Consider the following 17,894-nt stretch of genomic DNA (forward strand, 5'->3'; position numbering starts at 1 on the left):
TCGGGTGGATGCCGCGCTCGCGATGCAGCGCTCGCTCGGGGCGGCCCACAGCGGGCCGCGCACGGCGGCCCCACAAGATTCTAGACGTCAGGGCCGGTTTCGGCGAATGAACGCGAGCGCCAGCCGGTACGACTCGAACCCGAACCCGGCGATCACACCGGACGAGACGGCCGTGATCACGCTCGTGTGCCGGAACTCCTCCCGGGCGTGCGGATTGGACAGGTGCACCTCGATCACCGTGCCTCCCGCCGAGGTCACCAGGGACACCGCATCCCGCAGCGCGTAGGAGTAGTGCGTCCAGGCCCCCGCGTTCAGGATGACGGGATCCCCCGAGTCCGCCGCCTCATGCAGCCAGCGCAGCAGCTGACCCTCGTCGTCGGTCTGGCGCAGGTCGATGGTGTCGCCTGCTGCGTCCTCCTCGAGCAAGGCGCGCAGGTCCTCGAGGGTCGCGGAGCCGTAGACGTCGGGCTCGCGGGTTCCGAGTCGGCCGAGGTTGGGTCCATTGAGCACGAGGACGCTGGTCATGCGGTTCACCCTACCGGGGCCTCGCCCTCGGCCAGCGGACGGACGCGCACGGCCGACCACACATCGTCCACGGACACGTTGCTGATCGGGCGCCAGCCGAACGCGCCGGACTCGCGGATGATGACGTCGCGGTTGACATCGGCCCGGCCGGCCTTCGGGTAGAGGAACCACACAGCTCGGGCGGCCGCGACCACCGACAGCTCCGAACGGAATCGCTCCAGCAGTTCGTGCGTGGTGCGCACGAAGGTCACGGCCACGGCCGCCTCAGCGGCGGACGCCTCCGTCGTCCCCTCGGGAAGAGGATTCAGGAGCGCACGCTCCCCCGCAGTCGCGCCGACGACGCTGACCGCGTCCCCCGGCTTGACCAGCAGCTTCTCGGCGACGGCCTTCGCCATCAGGAACCCACTTCCTGGTACGCGGCGAAGAGCAGGCTCTGGTCCGGGCCGGCCAGGATGGTCGGTCGGGCCACGTCATCGAGCACGATGAAGCGCAGCAGGCTGCCGCGCGCCTTCTTGTCGCGCTGCATCGCCGCCAGCAGCGTCTGCCAGCGGCCGAGTGGATACGACACCGGCAGGGTGAGCGACTCCAGGATCCGCCGGTGCCGGTCCACGACCTCGTCGCTCAGCCGGCCGCTCAGGCGGGCGAGTTCCGCCGCGAACACCATGCCGACCGAGACGGCCGCGCCGTGCCGCCACTGGTAGCGCTCGGCGTGCTCGATGGCGTGCCCCAGCGTATGGCCGTAGTTCAGGATCTCGCGGAGCCCCTGCTCGGTGAAGTCCTCTCCCACCACCCGGGCCTTGATGCCGATCGAGAGCTCCACCAGCCGACGGAACTCGGGCGTCTCCGGGTCCGTCGCTCGCTCGACATCGGTCTCGATGATGTCGAGGATCTGGGGCTCGGCGATGAAGCCGTACTTCACGACCTCGGCGAAGCCCGCCAGGATCTCGTTCCGCGGCAAGGACGTGAGCGTATCCAGGTCGCAGATCACCGCCGCGGGCGCATAGAAGGCGCCGACCAGATTCTTGCCCTCTGCCGTATTGATGCCGGTCTTGCCGCCGACGGCCGCATCCACCATCCCGAGCAGCGTCGTCGGCACCTGGATGAGCTTCACGCCGCGCAACCACGTCGCCGCGACGAAGCCGGCGAGGTCGGTGACCGCCCCGCCGCCGAACCCGATCACAGCGTCCGAACGGGTGAAGTCCGCCTGCCCCATGATCCCCCAGAGGAACGAGGCGACCTCGACCCGCTTGGCGGCCTCCGCATCCGGCACCTCTGCGAGCAGCACTTCGTACCGGCCGAGCAGCGACTCGCGCAGTTCGGCTGCAGCAGCGCCCAGGGTCGGCGGGTGCACGACGAGGATCTTGTTCACCGCATTTCCCAGGTGGGCGTCGAGGTCGAGGCGCAGGCCCCGCCCGACGACCACCGGATAGGGCCGTGTTCCGGAGACCAGGATCTCGGTGGGTGCGTCGGTCATACGTGTCCTTCCGTCTGCACCCACGCCGCGATCTCCTCGACGATGGCGTCGATGGACCGCGACGAGGTGTCGGCCGTGTAGTCGGCGAGCGAGTGGTAGAGGTCGCTGCGCTGTGCGACGAGGCGCTTCCACGACTCCAGATCCGTGATGAGCGGGCGCTTGCCGGTCGAGATCCGTCTCGCGATGGCTTCCGGCCGCACGGTCAGCAGGATCACGCGCGCACCGGCGAGGTCGGCCTGCGTCTCCGGATCGAGGACGGCTCCCCCGCCGAGCGACACGACGCCGGGCTGCCGGAGCGCCCCCGCCACGGCGACCCGTTCCAGTTGCCGGAAATACGCCTCGCCGTGGGTGGCGAAGATGTCGGAGATCGGTCCGTTGCCGGCGACCACCAGGGCGTCGGTGTCGACGAACGGCAGGTCCAGGAGCGCGGCGAGCCGCTTGCCGACGCGGGACTTCCCGGCCGCCGGCGGCCCGATGAGGGCGATGGTCTGCCCGTCCGGAAGCCGAGGTGCGTGAGGCACAGCGTGCTCCTCAGGTACAGGGTGCTCCTCAGGCACAGGGTGCTCCTCAGGCACAGGGTGCTTCTCAGGTAGAGGGTGCTCCTCAGGTAGAGGGTGCTCCTCAGGCACACGGAGCCCTTCAGGCATACGGGGAACTGAGGCGCTCAGTGGTGAGGTTCTGCGGGATGGCGTCCAGGTATCCGCGGAGGTTGCGGGCCGTCTCGGCGATCGAGTCGCCCCCGAACTTCTCGAGCACGGCGTTCGCCAGCACGAGCGCCACCATCGCCTCCGCCACCACGCCGGCGGCGGGAACGGCACAGACGTCGGAGCGCTGGTGGTGGGCCGGAGCTGCCTCGCTGGTGGCGACATCCACGGTGCGGAGGGCATGCGGGATGGTCGCGATCGGCTTCATCCCGGCCCGGACCCGCAGCACGCCGCCGGTGCTCATGCCGCCCTCGGTGCCGCCCGCCTTGTCACTGGTGCGGACGATGGCGCCGTCCTCGGCGAGCAGTTCGTCGTGGGCCTGCGAGCCGCGCCGCGTGGTGGTCAGGAAGCCGTCGCCGACCTCGACGCCCTTGATCGCCTGGATGCCCATCAGGGCGGCGGCGAGCTGCGCATCCAGCTTGCGGTCCCAGTGGACGTGCGAGCCGAGTCCCGGCGGGAGGCCGTACGCGAGCACCTCGACGACACCGCCGAGCGTGTCGCCGTCCTTGTGAGCGGCATCCACCTCTTCCACCATCCGCTCGGAGGTGGCCGGGTCGAAGCACCGCAGCGGATCGCCGTCGAGCGCGTCCACATCGGCGGGGGTCGGCAGCGGCGCGTCCTCGGGGACCCGGACCGGGCCGATGGAGAGCGTGTGGCTGACGAGGGTGATGCCCAGCTCGTCGAGGAACGACTTGGCGATGGCGCCGAGCGAGACCCGGGCGGCGGTCTCCCGTGCGCTCGCGCGCTCGAGGATCGGGCGAGCCTCGTCGAAGCCGTACTTCTGCATCCCGACCAGGTCGGCATGCCCCGGGCGGGGGCGCGTCAACGCCGCTCCGCGTCCGGACTGCAGCACCGCCGGGTCGACCGGCTCGGGGCTCATCACGTCCACCCACTTCGGCCACTCGGTGTTGCCGATGCGCAGCGCGATCGGGCTGCCGAGGCTCAGGCCGTGCCGGACGCCGCCGGAGATCTCCAGCGCATCCTGCTCGAACTTCATCCGGGCCCCGCGGCCGTAGCCGAGCTTGCGGCGCGCCAGATCGGCGCGGATCGCGTCGAGCGACACCGGTACCCCGGCGGGAAGACCCTCCAGGACGGCAATGAGTTCGGGGCCGTGGGATTCCCCGGCGGTGAGCCAACGAAGCATTCTTCGATTCTGGCATAGCACGGTGGAGCGACCGACCGGGTCAGCCCTCCAGCGGAGCGCCCTGCTCGTCGATTCCGACCGCATCCCGCATCGCGGCCAGGACGTCCTGCTCATCGGGGAGCGGCTGCAGCGGGTCGCCGGAGACGAACACGCGCACCTGCAGCAGCGCCTGGTGGACGAGCATGGCGAGACCCGAGACCGTGCGGCCGCCGACCGACTCCCACTTCGCCGCGAGCGGAGTGGGCCACGGCTCGTAGGCGACGTCGAACAGGAGCGAACGACGCCGGGTGGAGTCCGTGTACAGGGCCTCCGTGAGGGCGCCGCCCGGGACGGTGCTGATCACGAGCTCGGGCACGTCCAGTGAGCGATCCGCCTGCGAGAACGGGCGGATGCGGATGCGCAGGCCCAGGTCGTTGGCGAGCTGTTCGATCCAGGTGCTTCGAGCGAGGTCGCGCACATGCACATCCACCCGCTCCGCCCCGAGCTCCGCGGCGGCTACGAGCGCGGACGCGGCGGTCGCTCCCCCACCGAGGATGTGGACGTAGCGCGCCTGCTCGAGGCCGGCTGCACGCAGTGCGTGGACGATGCCGGCGACGTCGGTGTTGAAACCGCGGACGTCCTCGCCGTCCAGCAGGACGGTGTTGGCTCCCCCGGTCTGCTCGGCGATGCGGTCCGTCTCGCTGAGCAGCGGCAGTACCGCCTTCTTCAACGGCATCGTCAGCGACAGACCGCGCCACTCCTGGCCCAGCCCCGCGATGAAGTCGGGCAACGCATCCTCGGTCACGTCGACGGCCTCATAGGACCAGTCGAGGCCGAGGGCGCTGTACGCGGCGCGGTGGAGCTCCGGAGACCGCGAATGGCCGATCGGCGAGCCGAGCACGGCCAGGCGCCGGGTCGGGGCTTTGGCCGCGCGAGGCTTGGATGCCTTCGACTTGGCGGGAGCCCGTGCGGGCGCGGGCTCCGGCTCCGGCTCGGGTTCCAGCTCGGACTCCGGCTCCGTGTCCTCGCGGTCTGCGGCCTCCGCAGCCTCCGCCACGGCGGCCTCCTCGGCCTCCCGCTCGCGCTCCTCGTCGACCAGCGCAGCGATCGCGGCCTCCGCCGACGCCTCGGACACCCCGTCCTCGAGGGCGACCTCCCCGACAGCGACCTTGCCGGCCGTCTCCGTCACGTCGTCGTTGCGCGTGGGCTTGCTGGTCTTATCCATAACCGGGGTTGTCCTTCATCCATTGCTGCCACTTCGCGACCGCCGCATCGTGCTCCGCCTGAGTCGTGGAGAAGATCGTTTCTCCGGTCTTCAGGTTCCAGGTCACGAAGTACATCCACGAGCCGTCGGCGGGATGCTGCACGGCGTTGATCGCCAGGTCGCCCGGGTTCGAGATCGGCCCGACCGGGAGTCCCGGATGCACGTACGTGTTGTACGGGTTGCTCGCGTCCGCCCGCTCCGCGTCCGTCGTCTCGACCCGGTTGGTGTGGCCGGTGCCATAGGCGACCGTCGCATCCGACTGCATATCCCAGCCCTGAGTGAGACGATTGAGGAAGACGCGCGCCACCTTGGGGTAGTCGTCCTTGAGTCCGGCCTCACGCTGCACGATCGACGCGAGGATGACGGTGTTCCAGCGGTTCTGCGGAGCGACGCCCGCCGCATCCAGAGACTGGAACATCCGGTCGACCATGGTCTTGATCGCCTGCTGCGCCGTGGTGCCCGGGGGGAACGTGTACGTCGCCGGGAACAGGAAGCCCTCGAGGGACTTCGCCTGGGCGGGCAGGCTGTACGCCGCCGGGTTCGCCGCAGCGGCCTGAAGGTCGGCGAGCGGGATCTTCGTCGCGTCGGCGACCGTCTGAAGCGCGTCCTTCTCGGCCGTCCCCTCCGGGATCACCGCCGTGTTCTGGAGGCGCGAGGCCGGGTCCTCGAGAGCCGCGAGCGCCGCCGCCGCGCTCATCTGCTTGGCCAGCTTGAAGACGCCGGGCTGGAACTCGACCTGCGGCTTCTGGCGCAGCAGGAGCGAGTAGAACGCGTCGTAGGTCTTCACCACGCCGGCTTTGGCCAGGTTCTGCGAGATGGACGAGCCGTCGTCGCCGGACTTGATGGTGAACATCACCTCGCCGGTTCCGGTGCCCTTGTAGTCGTCGTCCGGCGGGAACAGGGCATTCTGCAGCTTGACGATCTGCGGCTGGAAGATCGCGTACGCGCCCCCGGCCATCCCGCCCAGCAGGCCGAGGACCACGATGGTCACGACGAGTCGCCTCACCCAGCGCCGCTTCTTGGGCGGTTCGTCGTGCGACACGTAGTTCTGCTGCCGCCAGACGAGGCCGGCCACGGTATGCGCCGAGTCGTCGTGCGCCGACCCGTGGTGGGCGGACTCGTCGTCGGTGTCCTCCAGCATTCCGAACAGAGTACGCGCAGGATGATCGTGGTGCGAGGATGCCTGCTCGTCCAACCCATGACGGGCGGCCACACCGACGGGTTCCGGCTCCTCGATCTGGGCTACGGGACCCGTGATCACGGCGTCGAAGTCGAGGCCGGCCAGCGCTGTCGTTTCGGCCGGTGACTCGTGCCCGGGTCCTGGCGGCGAGCCCGGACCGACCGGTTCGTGGGTCAGTGCCTGCTGCTGCGCCTCGCGCGCCGCGCGCGCCTCCCGGCGGGTCATCGGCGGGCGGCCGGCGCCGGCCTCGGCTGCTGCGGGCGACTGCGCCTGCTGCTGCGCCGGTGCCTGCTGCGCCTGCGGCGGCTGGAGCGACGCGGGCGGCCGGTTCACCGCCGGGAAGGCGGGCGGCTCCGGCCGCTCCTGCGGGTTCTGAGTCAAGCTAGCGTCCAATGCTCGATTCGACGGGGTCACCCGGCGGACGGCCTGTGGACCGCTCCGCATCGAGGGCGTGCTGCAAAATTATCGTGGCCGCGACCTGATCCACCACCGGACGCGCCTTCTTCGTATTCCTGCCCGACGCACGCAGCGCCGAGGCCGCCGACACGGTCGACAAGCGCTCGTCGACCAGACGCACCGGGACGCCGGTCTCGCCGGCCAGCGCCGCGGCGAACCCGATCGCATCCGCCGTGGAGGCGGTGTGCGCGCCCGAGAGCGCCAACGGCAGGCCGACGATAACCTCGAAGGCTCCGAGTTCCCCGACGATCTCGGCGATCCTGCGGCGATCCGCAGCATCCTCCGAGCGTGCGACCGTCTCGACGGGGGTCGCCAGCATCCCGTCGAGGTCGGAGCGGCTCACGCCGATCCGGACCTTGCCGACGTCGATGCCGATCCGCACCCCGCTGCGCACGCGGTACTACCCGATCGCCGAGACCACGGCGGTCAGCGCCGCCGGGATCGCGTCGGAGTCCGTGCCGCCGCCCTGCGCCAGGTCGGCCTTGCCGCCGCCACCGCCGCCCAGGACACCGGCCGCCGTCTTCGCGAGCGCGCCCGCGTTGACGCCCGCGTCGCGAGCCGCCTGATTGGTGCCGACGATCACGACGGGTTTGCCCGCGGCGCGAGCCGCCAGGGCGACCGCCGCCGGGTCCGAGCCCAGCCGCTCCCGGACGGTCGTTACCAACAGCCGCAGGTCGTCGGCGCTGTTCAGCGTCCCGGCATCCTCCGCCACCACAGTGACCGAACCGCGGCGCGTCGCCGATTCGAGCAGTGTGGGCACCTTGTCCAGCACGGCCCGCGCCTCGAACGCGTGGATGCGCTTCTCCGCGGCCTTGAGGTTCGCCATCAGGTCGGCGATCTTCTCGGGCAACTGCTCGCGCGGTGTCTTGAGGGAGCTGGAGAGCTGCGACACGATCGTGCGCTCCACCGCGAGATCCTTGAACGCCTCCAGCCCGACCAGGGACTCGACGCGCCGATTCGTGGAACCCACGGACGACTCGCTGACGAGGTTGATCATCCCGATCTCGGCGCTGGAGGAGACGTGGGTGCCTGCGCACAGCTCGCGCGACCACGGACCGCCGATGTCCACGACCCGGACCACGTCGCCGTACTTCTCGCCGAACAGGGCCATCGCGCCGAGCGCCTTGGCCTCGGCGAGCGGAAGCTCGCGGGTGCTGACCTCGAGGTTCTGCCGGATCGCGTTGTTCGAGATCTCCTCGATCTCGGTACGTGTCTCGGCCGAGAGCGCCTGGTTCCACGAGAAGTCGAGACGCAGGTAGCCGGCCTTGTTGAAGGAGCCGGACTGGTGTGCGTTCGGCCCGAGCACCTGCCGGAGGGCCGCGTGGATGATGTGGGTGCCCGAGTGCGCCTGGCGCGCACCGCGGCGGTAGTCGCCGTCCACGATGCTCGTCGCGGGCGCGCCGACCCCGACCTCGCCACTGCGGACGAGGACCTTGTGGCTGATGAGCCCCTTGACCGGCTTCTGCACGTCGAGCACATCCAGCTCGTAGCCGGGCCCGACGATCGAGCCGGCATCCGCGTCCTGGCCGCCGGACTCCGCGTAGAGCGCGGTCGCCCCGAGGATGATCTCCGCGACCTGGCCTTCGGCCGCCCGGTCCACCGAGCGGCCGTCGACGATGAGACCCAGGACGCTCGACTCGGTCTGCAGCTCCGTGTAGCCCGTGAACACCGTCTCGCCGAGGGAACGGAAGGCGCTGTAGACGGAGAGGTCGGCCAGCGCCGTCTTCTTCGCCTTGGCATCCGCCTTCGCGCGCGAACGCTGGTCGGCCATGAGCCTGTCGAACGCCGTGCGGTCGACCGTCAGGCCGGCTTCGTCCGCCATCTCGAGCGTGAGGTCGATGGGGAAGCCGTACGTGTCGTGCAGGAGGAATGCGGTGTCGCCAGCGAGCTGCTTGCGACCCTCCTTCTGTGTCGTCGCCACGGCGGTGTCCAGGATGCCGGTGCCGGCCACGAGGGTACGGAGGAAGGTCTCCTCCTCGGCGTACGCCAACTGCGAGATCCGGGCGAACTCGGTCGCCACCTCGGGATACGCCGCCTTCATCGCGTCCCGCGAGACGGGGAACAGCTCCGGGAAGGTCGCCGACTCCACGCCGAGCAGACGCATCGCGCGAACCGTGCGGCGGAGCAGACGGCGCAGCACGTACCCGCGGCCCTCGTTCGACGGCGTGACGCCATCGGCCATCAGCATGAGCGCGCTGCGGACGTGGTCGGCGACGACGCGCAGCCGCACGTCGTCCTCGTGCGCCTCGTTGCCGTACGGCTTCTCGGCGAGCTCGGCTGCACGGTCGAGCACGGGCCGGACCTGGTCGATCTCGTACATGTTGTCGACGCCCTGCTTGATGAACGCGACGCGCTCGAGGCCCATGCCGGTGTCGATGTTCTTCTTCGGCAGGTCGCCGAGGATGTCGAACTCCTTGCCGTCGCCCTCCCCGCGCAGGTACTGCATGAAGACGAGGTTCCAGATCTCGACGTACCGGTCGTCGTCCGTCGCCGGACCGCCGTCCGCTCCGTATGCGGGCCCGCGGTCGAAGAAGATCTCGGAGCAGGGACCCGCCGGCCCCGGCTGGCCCGTCGACCAGTAGTTGGTGTCCTTGCCGAGGCCCTGGATGCGCTCCGGCGGGAGGCCGGCGACGCGGCCCCAGATCTCGCGGGCCTCCTCGTCCTCCTCATACACCGTCACCCAGAGATCGTCGGGCGAGAACCCGAGGCCGCCCTCGCCCTCGGACGTGGTGAGCAGGTCCCAGGCGAACGTGATCGCCTGCTCCTTGAAGTAGTCGCCGAACGAGAAGTTCCCGCACATCTGGAAGAACGTGCCATGCCGGGGCGTCTTGCCGACTTCGTCGATGTCGAGGGTCCGGATGCACTTCTGCACACTCGTCGCGCGCGGGAAGGGCGCGGGCACCACACCGGTCAGGTAGGGCACGAACGGCACCATCCCGGCCACCGTGAACATCAACGAGGGATCGTCGCTGATGAGGGAGGCGGAGGGCACGACGGTGTGGCCGCGCTGCGCGAAGAAGTCGAGCCAACGGCGGTGGATTTCAGCAGTCTGCATGGGTTCCGGTCGATCGAAAGTCTGTGGGGTGAGGAGGGACGCAGGCGGCGTCAGTCGCCCTGGATGGCCGAGCGGATCTCTGCCTCGCGCTGACGGTAGCCGTCGGACACGGCCTCACCGAAGTCGCGCGCTTTCCGGTCGATGCTGTTGAAGAATTCGCGACCTTTGGCGGTCTCGTTGACCTGGTGGGCGACGGCGAAGCCGATGGCGACGCCTGTGAGCAGCCACAGGAAACTCTTCATGCTGGTCCTCCCTCTCTGGACGGCGCTGCGCACGGGCGTCGGAACACCCGGGCGATCTCGCACCGAACAAGTCTAGTGCGAGCGCTCGCGAGTCTTCCGGGAGGAGGACCGGCCGCTGGAGGACCGGCCCGATGCGAAGCCGCCGGCCGTCCGGAACGCGGCTCGCGCTGCGGCGCTGAAGCCGGCCAGCTTGATCAGCGGACCACCGATGGTGGCGGCGAACAAGGCCACGAGCGCCGAGACGTTGCCCGTCACATCCGCGACGTTCTTGGTGATGACATCCACCCGCGCCAGCTGCTTGTTGGTCTCCTGCAGCGTGGTCGCCGTCTCGTCGAGGATCGGCGTGATGCCGTCGCTCGCCTCCTTGATCGCTGCGCGCGTCTGGTCGAGCACACGCCCCAGCTTGATCAGCGGGATGGCGATGAAACCGACGAGGACCGCGAACACGACGGCCGCGATCAACCCCGCGATGTCTCCTCCGGACACGTCGTCCCCTTCCATTCCGTCACCGGCATACGGGTCCAGCGTAGCCGCAAGCGGCGCTCCCGGGAACGGCGAACGGGGCCGCGGCGCGATGCCGCGACCCCGTTCGGGTCGTACCTGCTGAACTCAGCGGGCCGCGTAGTACTCGACGACCAGCTGGACCTCGCAGGTCACGGGGACCTCGGCACGCTTCGGGCGGCGCACCAGTCGGGCCTGCAGCTTGTCGATCTCGACATCCAGGTAGCCCGGGGTCTTCGGCAGCACGTCGAGGTGTCCGCCGGCGGCCGCGACCTGGAAGGGCTCGGTGCCCTCGGAGCGGGCCTTGACGTGGATGAGCTGGCCCGGCTTCACGCGGAAGGACGGGCGGTCGACGAGGTTGCCGTCGACGAGGATGTGGCGGTGCACGACGAACTGGCGAGCCTGCGTGATGGTGCGGGCGAAGCCGGCGCGGAGCACGAGCGCGTCCAGACGCATCTCGAGGAGCTCGACCAGGTTCTCACCGGTCAGGCCCTGGGTGCGGCGGGCCTCCTCGAAGGCGATGCGGAGCTGCTTCTCGCGGATGCCGTACTGGGCGCGCAGACGCTGCTTCTCGCGCAGACGCACCGCGTAGTCCGAGTCGGCCTTGCGCTTGGTGCGGCCGTGCTCACCCGGAGCGTAGGGGCGCTTCTCCATGTAGCGCGCCGCCTTCGGGGTGAGCGGGATGCCCAGGGCCCGCGACTCGCGGGTCTTGCTGCGGGAACGTGAAGACACGGTTTCCTTTCGATTTCTCTCTGAAGTGGTGGATGCGGGCATACGTATGCGTCCGCAGAGAGAGGGATTGTCGCCAGGGACGCCCGGCTACAGGGCTACTCCCATCGAATCGTGACCGCGGCAGCCGCACCCCGAACACGCTTCTAGGCGCAGAAAGTCTAGCAGACCGACGTCATCGCCCGCGCACGATGCGGCGCAGCTTCGCCAGCCGTGCGGCGACATCGCGCTCGTTGCCGTGCTCGGTCGGCGTGTAGTAGGTCGTGCCGTCCAGTTCGTCGGGGAGATACTGCTGCTTCAGCACTCCGAGCTCGTCGTCGTGCGGGTACTGGTAGCCCTTGCCGTGGCCGAGCCGCTTGGCGCCGGGATAGTGGGCGTCGCGCAGGTGCTTCGGGACGCGGCCGATCCTGCCCGCGCGCACATCGGCGATCGCCGCGTCGAGCGCCATGTAGGCCGCATTCGACTTCGGCGCGGTGGCGAGGTGCACCACGGCCTGGGCGAGCGGGATCCGGCCTTCGGGCATCCCGATGTACTGGACGGCATCGGCCGCCGCGATCGCCACGCCGAGCGCCTGCGGGTCGGCCATCCCGATGTCCTCGGACGCCAGGATGATGATCCGCCGGGCGATGAAGCGCGGATCCTCACCGGCCTCGATCATCCGCGCCAGGTAGTGGAGGGACGCGTCGACGTCCGACCCGCGGACCGACTTGATGAACGCACTGATCACGTCGTAGTGCTCGTCGCCGTTGCGGTCGTAGCGCAGCAGGGCGCGGTCGACCGCCTGCGCGACGAGCTCGGCGGTGATGACCGGCTTCTCCTTGGCGGTCGCCGGCGTCGCGGACGCGGCCGTCACCGATGCCGCTTCGAGCGCGGTGAGGGCCCGTCGTGCGTCACCGGACGCGAGGCGTATCAGCGCGGCCCGGGCCTCCGGGGCGAGCTCATACTGGTCTGCGAGCCCCCGGTCGTCGGCCACGGCGCGGTCGATGACGGTGCCGAGGTCGTCGTCGCTGAGCGTCTCGAGCGTGAGCAGCAGGCTGCGGGAGAGGAGCGGCGAGATGACCGAGAACGACGGGTTCTCGGTGGTCGCGGCCACGAGGATGACCCAGCCGTTCTCGACTCCCGGGAGCAGCGCATCCTGCTGAGCCTTCGTGAAACGGTGGATCTCGTCGAGGAAGAGGACCGTCGAGATGCCGTACAGGTCACGGGTGGAGAGCGCCTCATCCATCACCAGACGGACGTCCTTGACCCCGGCGGTGACCGCCGACAGCTCGACGAACCGGCGTCCGGAGGAATGAGCGATCGCCTGAGCGAGCGTTGTCTTGCCCGTGCCCGGCGGACCCCACAGGATCACGGAGACGGAACCGGTCTGACCCTCCTTGTCGGAGGCGAGCGCGACCAGCGGCGACCCGGGTTTCAGGAGGTGACGCTGCCCGGCCACCTCGTCCAGAGACTTCGGGCGCATGCGCACCGCGAGGGGTGTCGCTCCCGCCCGGAGCCCTGGTTGCGTGTCGACCACTCGATAAGGCTAGTCGCGACCACCGACACTCCCGCACGTCGCCGACGGGCGGGAACTCAGGGTCGAGTTGGTCGTCCATAGACGGGACGGATAGGGTTCTCCATGATCCAGCGGGCCGACGTCTCGCGGACATCCCCCGAACGACTCTCCGGAGGACCAACGTGGCACCGAAGCAGAACGACCGCGACGCCCGACTAGCTCGGGAGCGGCTCCGCGCCTATCAGGCGCGCCAGAGCGTGCACGAGCACAAGGTCAAGCGGCGCACGCGTGACAACTGGGTGGCCGGAATTGCAGCCGCCGTGATCGTGGCACTCGCCGTCGGCACGCAGTTGCTCTACTTCTCCGCCGGTCCCGGCGCCGCGAAGGCCTCGGCGTCGGCATCGCCGTCCACCTCGGCCTCCGCCTCGCCGTCGCCGTCTGCCTCCTCCTCGGGAAACGTCCCGCCCAAGACGCTCGCCGGGGACCGCACCTGGAAGGGCACTCTGACGATCAACGGCATCCCGCTCGGGGTCTCGCTCGACGGCGCGAAGGCGCCTCAGGCGGTCTCCTCCACGGTGTCGCTGGTGCAGAAGAAGTTCTACGACGGTCTCACCTGCCACCGCTTGACCAACGGCGGGTTCTACGTTCTGCAGTGCGGCGACCCCCAGGGCAACGGGTCCGGCGGCCCGGGCTACTCGTACGGACCGATCGAGAACGCGCCGAAGGACAACGTCTACAAGGCGGGCACCATCGCGATGGCCCGTCAGGGGGACAACGCGAACAGCCAGGGCAGCCAGTTCTTCATCGTCTACAAGGACACCACCATCCAGGCCGACCAGGCCGGCGGCTACACCGTCATCGGCACGATCACCAGCGGACTCGACCAGCTCGAGTCGAAGGTCACCGATAAGGGGATCCAGGGCGGGAAAACGGATGGAGCGCCCGCTGTGGCGACCACCATCAACGGCTTCACCCTGCAGTGACCGCGACAGGTGCAATAGGCTGATTCCCGAACGTGGGGCGGCATCCCGCCCGGATCGCGCAGCAGCAAGGTGAGGCTCTTGGCTACTTCTGAACAGCACCCCTGGGGTCGTGTCGATGACACCGGGACCGTGTACGTCCGCGAGGGCGACGGCGAACGCGTCGTCGGCGAGTACCCCGATGGAACGGCGGAGGAGGCGATCGCCTACTTCGAGCGCAAGTACACGGACCTCGCCGGGCAGGTCGGGCTGCTGGAGCAGCGCGCCCGCCGGGGAGCGCCGGCCACCGACATCGCCCGGTCCGTCGCCAACCTCCGGAAGGCCGTCGAGGGCGCGAACGCGGTCGGTGATCTCGCATCGCTGCTCACCCGGCTGGATGCGCTCGGCGGGACGGTCGAAGAGCTCACCGAGCAGCAGAGCGCCGAGGCCAAGGCAGCGCTCGACGCGGCAATCGCTGAGCGCACCGCGATCGTCGAACAGGCGGAGGCGCTCGCCGCGCAGGATCCGGCCCGCACCCAGTGGAAGACCACGAGCGCCGAGCTCGACGCCCTCTTCGCTCGGTGGCAGGCCCACCAGCAGGACGGTCCGCGCCTGCCCAAGAACGAGGCGAACGACCTGTGGAAGCGGTTCCGCGCCGCGCGATCCACGATCGAGCACAACCGCAAGGCCTTCTTCGCCGAGCTCGACACGCAGCACCGCGATGTGCGCAACCGCAAGGCCGCGCTGATCGAACAGGCCGAGAAGCTGATCCCGCTCGGCGCCGACGGCGTCCCGGAGTACCGGCGGCTGCTCGACGAGTGGAAGGCCGCCGGCCGTGCCGGGAAGAAGAACGACGACGCGCTGTGGGCACGCTTCAAGGCGGCCGGCGACGCCATCTACTCGGCCAAGGCCGAGGTCGATGCGCGCGACAGCGCCGAGTACGACGACAACCTGCAGCTGAAACTCGCCCTTCTCGACGAGGCCGAGCCGTTGCTGAAGGCGACCGATCGCGAGTCGGCGCGGGCTCAGCTGCTGTCCATCCAGGAGCGCTGGGACCAGATCGGCCGCGTCCCGCGGGAGCAGGTCCGTCCCATCGAGGACCGCCTCCGCAAGGTCGAGACAGCCGTTCGGCGCCTCGACGAGGAGCACTGGCAGAAGAACAACCCCGAGAAGAAGGCGCGTGCGGAGGGCCTGGCCGGCCAGCTGAACGCGGCGATCGCAAAGCTCGAGGAAGAGCTCGCCGAGGCCCAGGCCTCCGGCGACAGTGCGAAGGTCAAGGCGGCGCAGGAAGCGCTGGACGCTCGCAAGATCTGGCTCGACGCACTGGGCTGATCCGCGTCCCGTCCACAGGCGGGGCGGCGAGCGGGTTCTCCCCCGCTTCGTCGCAGGCCGGCCGCCTGGCCGGCCTGCAGACGAGGCTGGAGGCATGACCTCGCTCTCGCCCCCTCTGCTCGATGCCGGCATCCTGCCGGTGGTAGAACTGCTCGCGCTGTGCCTCGACGGGCAGCTGTTCCGTGTCGGCGACGCTTTCGCGCCGATCGACGCTCCTGACGGACCGGAGCTCCGGGCGCACGCGTTCTCGCGCTCAGCACCCTCCTGGGCGGTCGCAGACCGTGGCTCCGCGGCGTGGATCCATGGGACGCGCTCGTCGCCTCCGCCCGTCCCGCAAGTGAGTGTGCCGCCGCATCGCCGGGGAAGCGCGCTCTCCCCCGCGCTCGACGCACGTCACCGGTCCGTGCCCCCCGATGACCAGCTCGCCCTCGCGAGGGTCCGGGTCACGACGCCGCTGCGCACCGCTGTCGACCTCCTCAGCGAGGCGAGACCGTTCGGCGACGCTCAGGCTCTGGAGGTGCGTCATCTGCTCGCGCTGGCCGACGTTGCACCCTCCGAGCTGGACGACCGGCTGCGCACCGGCCGGCGCAAGGGGTGCGTGCTCGCCCGCAGTCGGCTTCCTGCGGTAGCGCAGGCCGCTCTCCAGGCGCCCGCGCGGCGGGCGGAATCGGCTCAGCCGACCGAATCTGCTCAGCCGCCGCTGACGCGGTAGACGTCGTAGACGCCGTCGATGCGGCGCACGGCGTTGAGGACGCGATCCAAGTGGGTGGTGTCGCCCATCTCGAAGACGAAGCGACTGAGCGCCAGGCGGTCGCTGGAGGTGGTGACCGTGGCGGAAAGGATGTTGACGTGATGCTCGGAGAGCACGCGCGTGACGTCGCTCAGCAGTCCGGAGCGATCGAGCGCTTCGACCTGGATCTGCACGAGGAAGATGCTCTTCGAGCTCGGCGCCCACTCCACCTCGATCATGCGCTCGGGCTCCTGCAACAGCGACTGCACGTTGTGGCAGTTCGACTGGTGCACCGAGACGCCCTGCCCCCGGGTGATGAAGCCCACGATCGGGTCGCCCGGCACCGGCGTGCAGCACTTCGCGAGCTTCACGAGGATGTCGGGCGCTCCCCGCACGAGAATACCGGAGTCGCTGTTGCGCAGCTGGCGCCGGCCCTTGACCGGAATGTCCAACTCCCCGTCGGACTCCACCTCCGTCTGCAGCGACGCCACGATCTTCTCGATGACGGACTGGGTGGAGATGTGCCCTTCGCCGACCGCCGCATACAGCGCAGACACGTCCGGATGCTTGAGGGAGGACGCGACCTCGACGAGCGCATCCTGAGTCATCAGCTTCTGCAGCGGCAGGTTCTGCTTGCGCATCGCGCGCGCGATCGCATCCTTGCCCTGCTCGATCGCCTCGTCGCGGCGCTCCTTTGTGAACCACTGACGGATCTTGTTGCGCGCCCGCGGGCTCTTGACGAAGTTCAGCCAGTCCTGACTGGGCCCGGAGTCGGGGTTCTTGGACGTGAAGATCTCGACGACATCGCCCGTGTTGAGGCTGCTCTCCAAGGGGACGAGCCGGCCGTTGACCTTCGCCCCCATCGTCCGGTGGCCGACCTCCGTGTGCACCGCGTAGGCGAAGTCGACCGGCGTCGCCCCGGCCGGCAAGCCGATCACGCGGCCCTTCGGGGTGAAGACGTAGGTCTCCTTCGCGCCGATCTCGAAGCGGAGAGAGTCGAGGAACTCGCTGGGATCGGCGGTCTCGGCCTGCCAATCGGAGATGTGCGCGAGCCACGCCAGGTCGGTGTCGACCTTCGCCGGGCCGCCGGCGCTCTTGCCGGTGGTCTGTTCCTTGTACTTCCAGTGCGCGGCGACACCGAACTCGGCCCGCTGGTGCATCTCCTCGGTGCGGATCTGGATCTCCACCGGGCGACCCTGCGGTCCGATCACCGTCGTGTGCAACGACTGGTACAGATTGAACTTGGGCGTGGCGATGTAGTCCTTGAAGCGTCCGGGCATCGGCGTCCAGCGCGCATGGATCTGCCCCAGCACGGCATAGCAATCGCGCACCGTGTTGACCAGCACCCGGATGCCGACGAGGTCGTAGATGTCGTCGAACTCGCGACCCCGGACCACCATCTTCTGGTAGATCGAGTAGTACTGCTTCGGCCGGCCCACGACTTTGCCGCGGATCCTGGCGGACTTCAAATCCTCGTTGATGGCGTCGATCACCTGCTGCACCAGGCGCTCGCGCTCCGGTGTCCGCTGCTTCACGAGACTCTCGATCTCGGCGTACAGCTTCGGATAGAGCACCGCGAACGACAGATCCTCGAGTTCCCACTTGATCGCCTGGATACCGAGCCGGTGCGCGAGGGGCGCGTAGATCTCGAGGGTCTCGGTGGCTTTCCGCGTGGCGGAGGCGGCCGGCACGAAGCCCCAGGTGCGAGCGTTGTGGAGCCGGTCCGCCAGCTTGATGATGAGCACGCGGATGTCCTTCGACATCGCCACGATCATCTTGCGTACGGTCTCGGCCTGGGCGCTGTCGCCGTACTTCACTTTGTCGAGCTTGGTGACGCCGTCGACCAGCATCGCGATCTCGTCGCCGAACTGGTCGCGCAGCTCATCCAGCGTGTACTCGGTGTCCTCGACGGTGTCGTGGAGCAGTGCCGCGGCGATCGTCTTCGCGCCGATGCCGAGGTCTGCGATGATCTGCGCCACCGCCACCGGATGTGTGATGTACGGCTCGCCCGAGCGGCGCTTCTGACCGCGGTGGGCTCGCTCGGCCACGGAATACGCGCGCTCGATGAGCGACAGGTCGGCCTTCGGGTGGTGCATCCGCACCGTGCGAATCAGTGTGTCGACGG

General features: G+C 69.4%; 17 protein-coding genes. 3 read left to right on the forward strand and 14 right to left on the reverse strand.

The window, feature by feature from the left end; translation table 11 throughout:
• Positions 1-87: 87 nt before the first annotated feature.
• The 13 genes from ACPYOG_RS02605 to ACPYOG_RS02665 form a co-directional block, all read right to left on the reverse strand.
• Positions 88-525, reverse strand: a complete 438-nt coding sequence (locus ACPYOG_RS02605; RefSeq protein ID WP_481292696.1) for a type II 3-dehydroquinate dehydratase — start codon at positions 523-525, stop codon at positions 88-90.
• 5 nt (positions 526-530) lie between these two features.
• Entirely contained in the window at positions 531-920 is a 390-nt protein-coding gene (locus ACPYOG_RS02610; protein WP_481292697.1) for a hypothetical protein, read from the reverse strand.
• Positions 920-1,999: a 3-dehydroquinate synthase gene (aroB, locus tag ACPYOG_RS02615; RefSeq protein WP_481292698.1), complete on the reverse strand. Its 1,080-nt coding sequence runs from the start codon at positions 1,997-1,999 to the stop codon at positions 920-922. The genes ACPYOG_RS02610 and aroB overlap by 1 nt, the downstream gene beginning before the upstream one ends.
• Positions 1,996-2,520: a shikimate kinase gene (locus tag ACPYOG_RS02620; protein WP_481292699.1), complete on the reverse strand. Its 525-nt coding sequence runs from the start codon at positions 2,518-2,520 to the stop codon at positions 1,996-1,998. The genes aroB and ACPYOG_RS02620 overlap by 4 nt, the downstream gene beginning before the upstream one ends.
• A gap of 118 nt (positions 2,521-2,638) precedes the next feature.
• Positions 2,639-3,847: a chorismate synthase gene (aroC, locus tag ACPYOG_RS02625; RefSeq protein WP_481292700.1), complete on the reverse strand. Its 1,209-nt coding sequence runs from the start codon at positions 3,845-3,847 to the stop codon at positions 2,639-2,641.
• 40 nt (positions 3,848-3,887) lie between these two features.
• Positions 3,888-5,051, reverse strand: coding sequence for a shikimate dehydrogenase (locus ACPYOG_RS02630; RefSeq protein WP_481292701.1), 1,164 nt, complete (start codon positions 5,049-5,051; stop codon positions 3,888-3,890).
• Positions 5,044-6,651, reverse strand: a complete 1,608-nt coding sequence (gene mltG / locus ACPYOG_RS02635) for an endolytic transglycosylase MltG (RefSeq protein WP_481292702.1) — start codon at positions 6,649-6,651, stop codon at positions 5,044-5,046. The genes ACPYOG_RS02630 and mltG overlap by 8 nt, the downstream gene beginning before the upstream one ends.
• Position 6,652: 1 nt before the next feature.
• Positions 6,653-7,120, reverse strand: coding sequence for a Holliday junction resolvase RuvX (gene ruvX / locus ACPYOG_RS02640; protein ID WP_481292703.1), 468 nt, complete (start codon positions 7,118-7,120; stop codon positions 6,653-6,655).
• 6 nt (positions 7,121-7,126) lie between these two features.
• The gene (gene alaS, locus ACPYOG_RS02645; RefSeq protein WP_481292704.1) at positions 7,127-9,781 is read right to left on the reverse strand and encodes an alanine--tRNA ligase; all 2,655 of its coding nucleotides are present in this window, start codon (positions 9,779-9,781) and stop codon (positions 7,127-7,129) included.
• Between the two features lie 50 nt (positions 9,782-9,831).
• Positions 9,832-10,023: a hypothetical protein gene (locus ACPYOG_RS02650; RefSeq protein WP_481292705.1), complete on the reverse strand. Its 192-nt coding sequence runs from the start codon at positions 10,021-10,023 to the stop codon at positions 9,832-9,834.
• A 72-nt stretch (positions 10,024-10,095) separates the two neighbouring features.
• Positions 10,096-10,509 carry a DUF948 domain-containing protein gene (locus ACPYOG_RS02655; RefSeq protein ID WP_481292706.1) on the reverse strand — a complete coding sequence of 138 codons (414 nt, stop codon included), beginning with the start codon at positions 10,507-10,509 and terminating at the stop codon, positions 10,096-10,098.
• A 123-nt stretch (positions 10,510-10,632) separates the two neighbouring features.
• Entirely contained in the window at positions 10,633-11,298 is a 666-nt protein-coding gene (rpsD, locus tag ACPYOG_RS02660; protein WP_090037925.1) for a 30S ribosomal protein S4, read from the reverse strand.
• Between the two features lie 130 nt (positions 11,299-11,428).
• Positions 11,429-12,769 (reverse strand): replication-associated recombination protein A, encoded by a 1,341-nt coding sequence (locus tag ACPYOG_RS02665; protein ID WP_481292707.1) that lies wholly within the window; start codon positions 12,767-12,769, stop codon positions 11,429-11,431.
• 161 nt (positions 12,770-12,930) lie between these two features.
• Between ACPYOG_RS02665 and ACPYOG_RS02670 the strand changes: the two genes are divergently transcribed.
• The 3 genes from ACPYOG_RS02670 (at position 12,931) to ACPYOG_RS02680 (ending at position 15,751) form a co-directional block, all read left to right on the forward strand.
• Positions 12,931-13,731, forward strand: a complete 801-nt coding sequence (locus ACPYOG_RS02670; protein ID WP_481292708.1) for a peptidylprolyl isomerase — start codon at positions 12,931-12,933, stop codon at positions 13,729-13,731.
• 129 nt (positions 13,732-13,860) lie between these two features.
• A complete protein-coding gene (locus ACPYOG_RS02675) occupies positions 13,861-15,039 on the forward strand; it encodes a DUF349 domain-containing protein (protein WP_481292714.1) in 1,179 nt (392 codons plus the stop codon).
• 94 nt (positions 15,040-15,133) lie between these two features.
• Positions 15,134-15,751: a type IV toxin-antitoxin system AbiEi family antitoxin gene (locus tag ACPYOG_RS02680; protein WP_481292709.1), complete on the forward strand. Its 618-nt coding sequence runs from the start codon at positions 15,134-15,136 to the stop codon at positions 15,749-15,751.
• On the opposite strand, the gene ACPYOG_RS02685 is transcribed toward ACPYOG_RS02680, so the two are convergent.
• Positions 15,730-17,894: RelA/SpoT family protein (locus ACPYOG_RS02685; RefSeq protein ID WP_481292710.1), on the reverse strand; the 2,165-nt coding region annotated here is incomplete at its 5' end. The two genes, ACPYOG_RS02680 and ACPYOG_RS02685, sit on opposite strands and share 22 nt — an antisense overlap.

Source organism: Leifsonia sp. HAY1-4F (assembly GCF_056755275.1).

Excerpts from the sequence above, each read along its gene's own strand:
- aroB (WP_481292698.1), bottom strand. The coding sequence starts at position 1,999 with ATGACCGACGCACCCACCGAGATCCTGGTCTCCGGAACACGGCCCTAT.
- alaS (WP_481292704.1), bottom strand. The coding sequence starts at position 9,781 with ATGCAGACTGCTGAAATCCACCGCCGTTGGCTCGACTTCTTCGCGCAG.
- ACPYOG_RS02650 (WP_481292705.1), bottom strand. The coding sequence starts at position 10,023 with ATGAAGAGTTTCCTGTGGCTGCTCACAGGCGTCGCCATCGGCTTCGCC.
- ACPYOG_RS02610 (WP_481292697.1), bottom strand. The coding sequence starts at position 920 with ATGGCGAAGGCCGTCGCCGAGAAGCTGCTGGTCAAGCCGGGGGACGCG.
- ACPYOG_RS02630 (WP_481292701.1), bottom strand. The coding sequence starts at position 5,051 with ATGGATAAGACCAGCAAGCCCACGCGCAACGACGACGTGACGGAGACG.
- rpsD (WP_090037925.1), bottom strand. The coding sequence starts at position 11,298 with ATGCCCGCATCCACCACTTCAGAGAGAAATCGAAAGGAAACCGTGTCT.
- ACPYOG_RS02680 (WP_481292709.1), top strand. The coding sequence starts at position 15,134 with ATGACCTCGCTCTCGCCCCCTCTGCTCGATGCCGGCATCCTGCCGGTG.
- ACPYOG_RS02605 (WP_481292696.1), bottom strand. The coding sequence starts at position 525 with ATGACCAGCGTCCTCGTGCTCAATGGACCCAACCTCGGCCGACTCGGA.
- aroC (WP_481292700.1), bottom strand. The coding sequence starts at position 3,847 with ATGCTTCGTTGGCTCACCGCCGGGGAATCCCACGGCCCCGAACTCATT.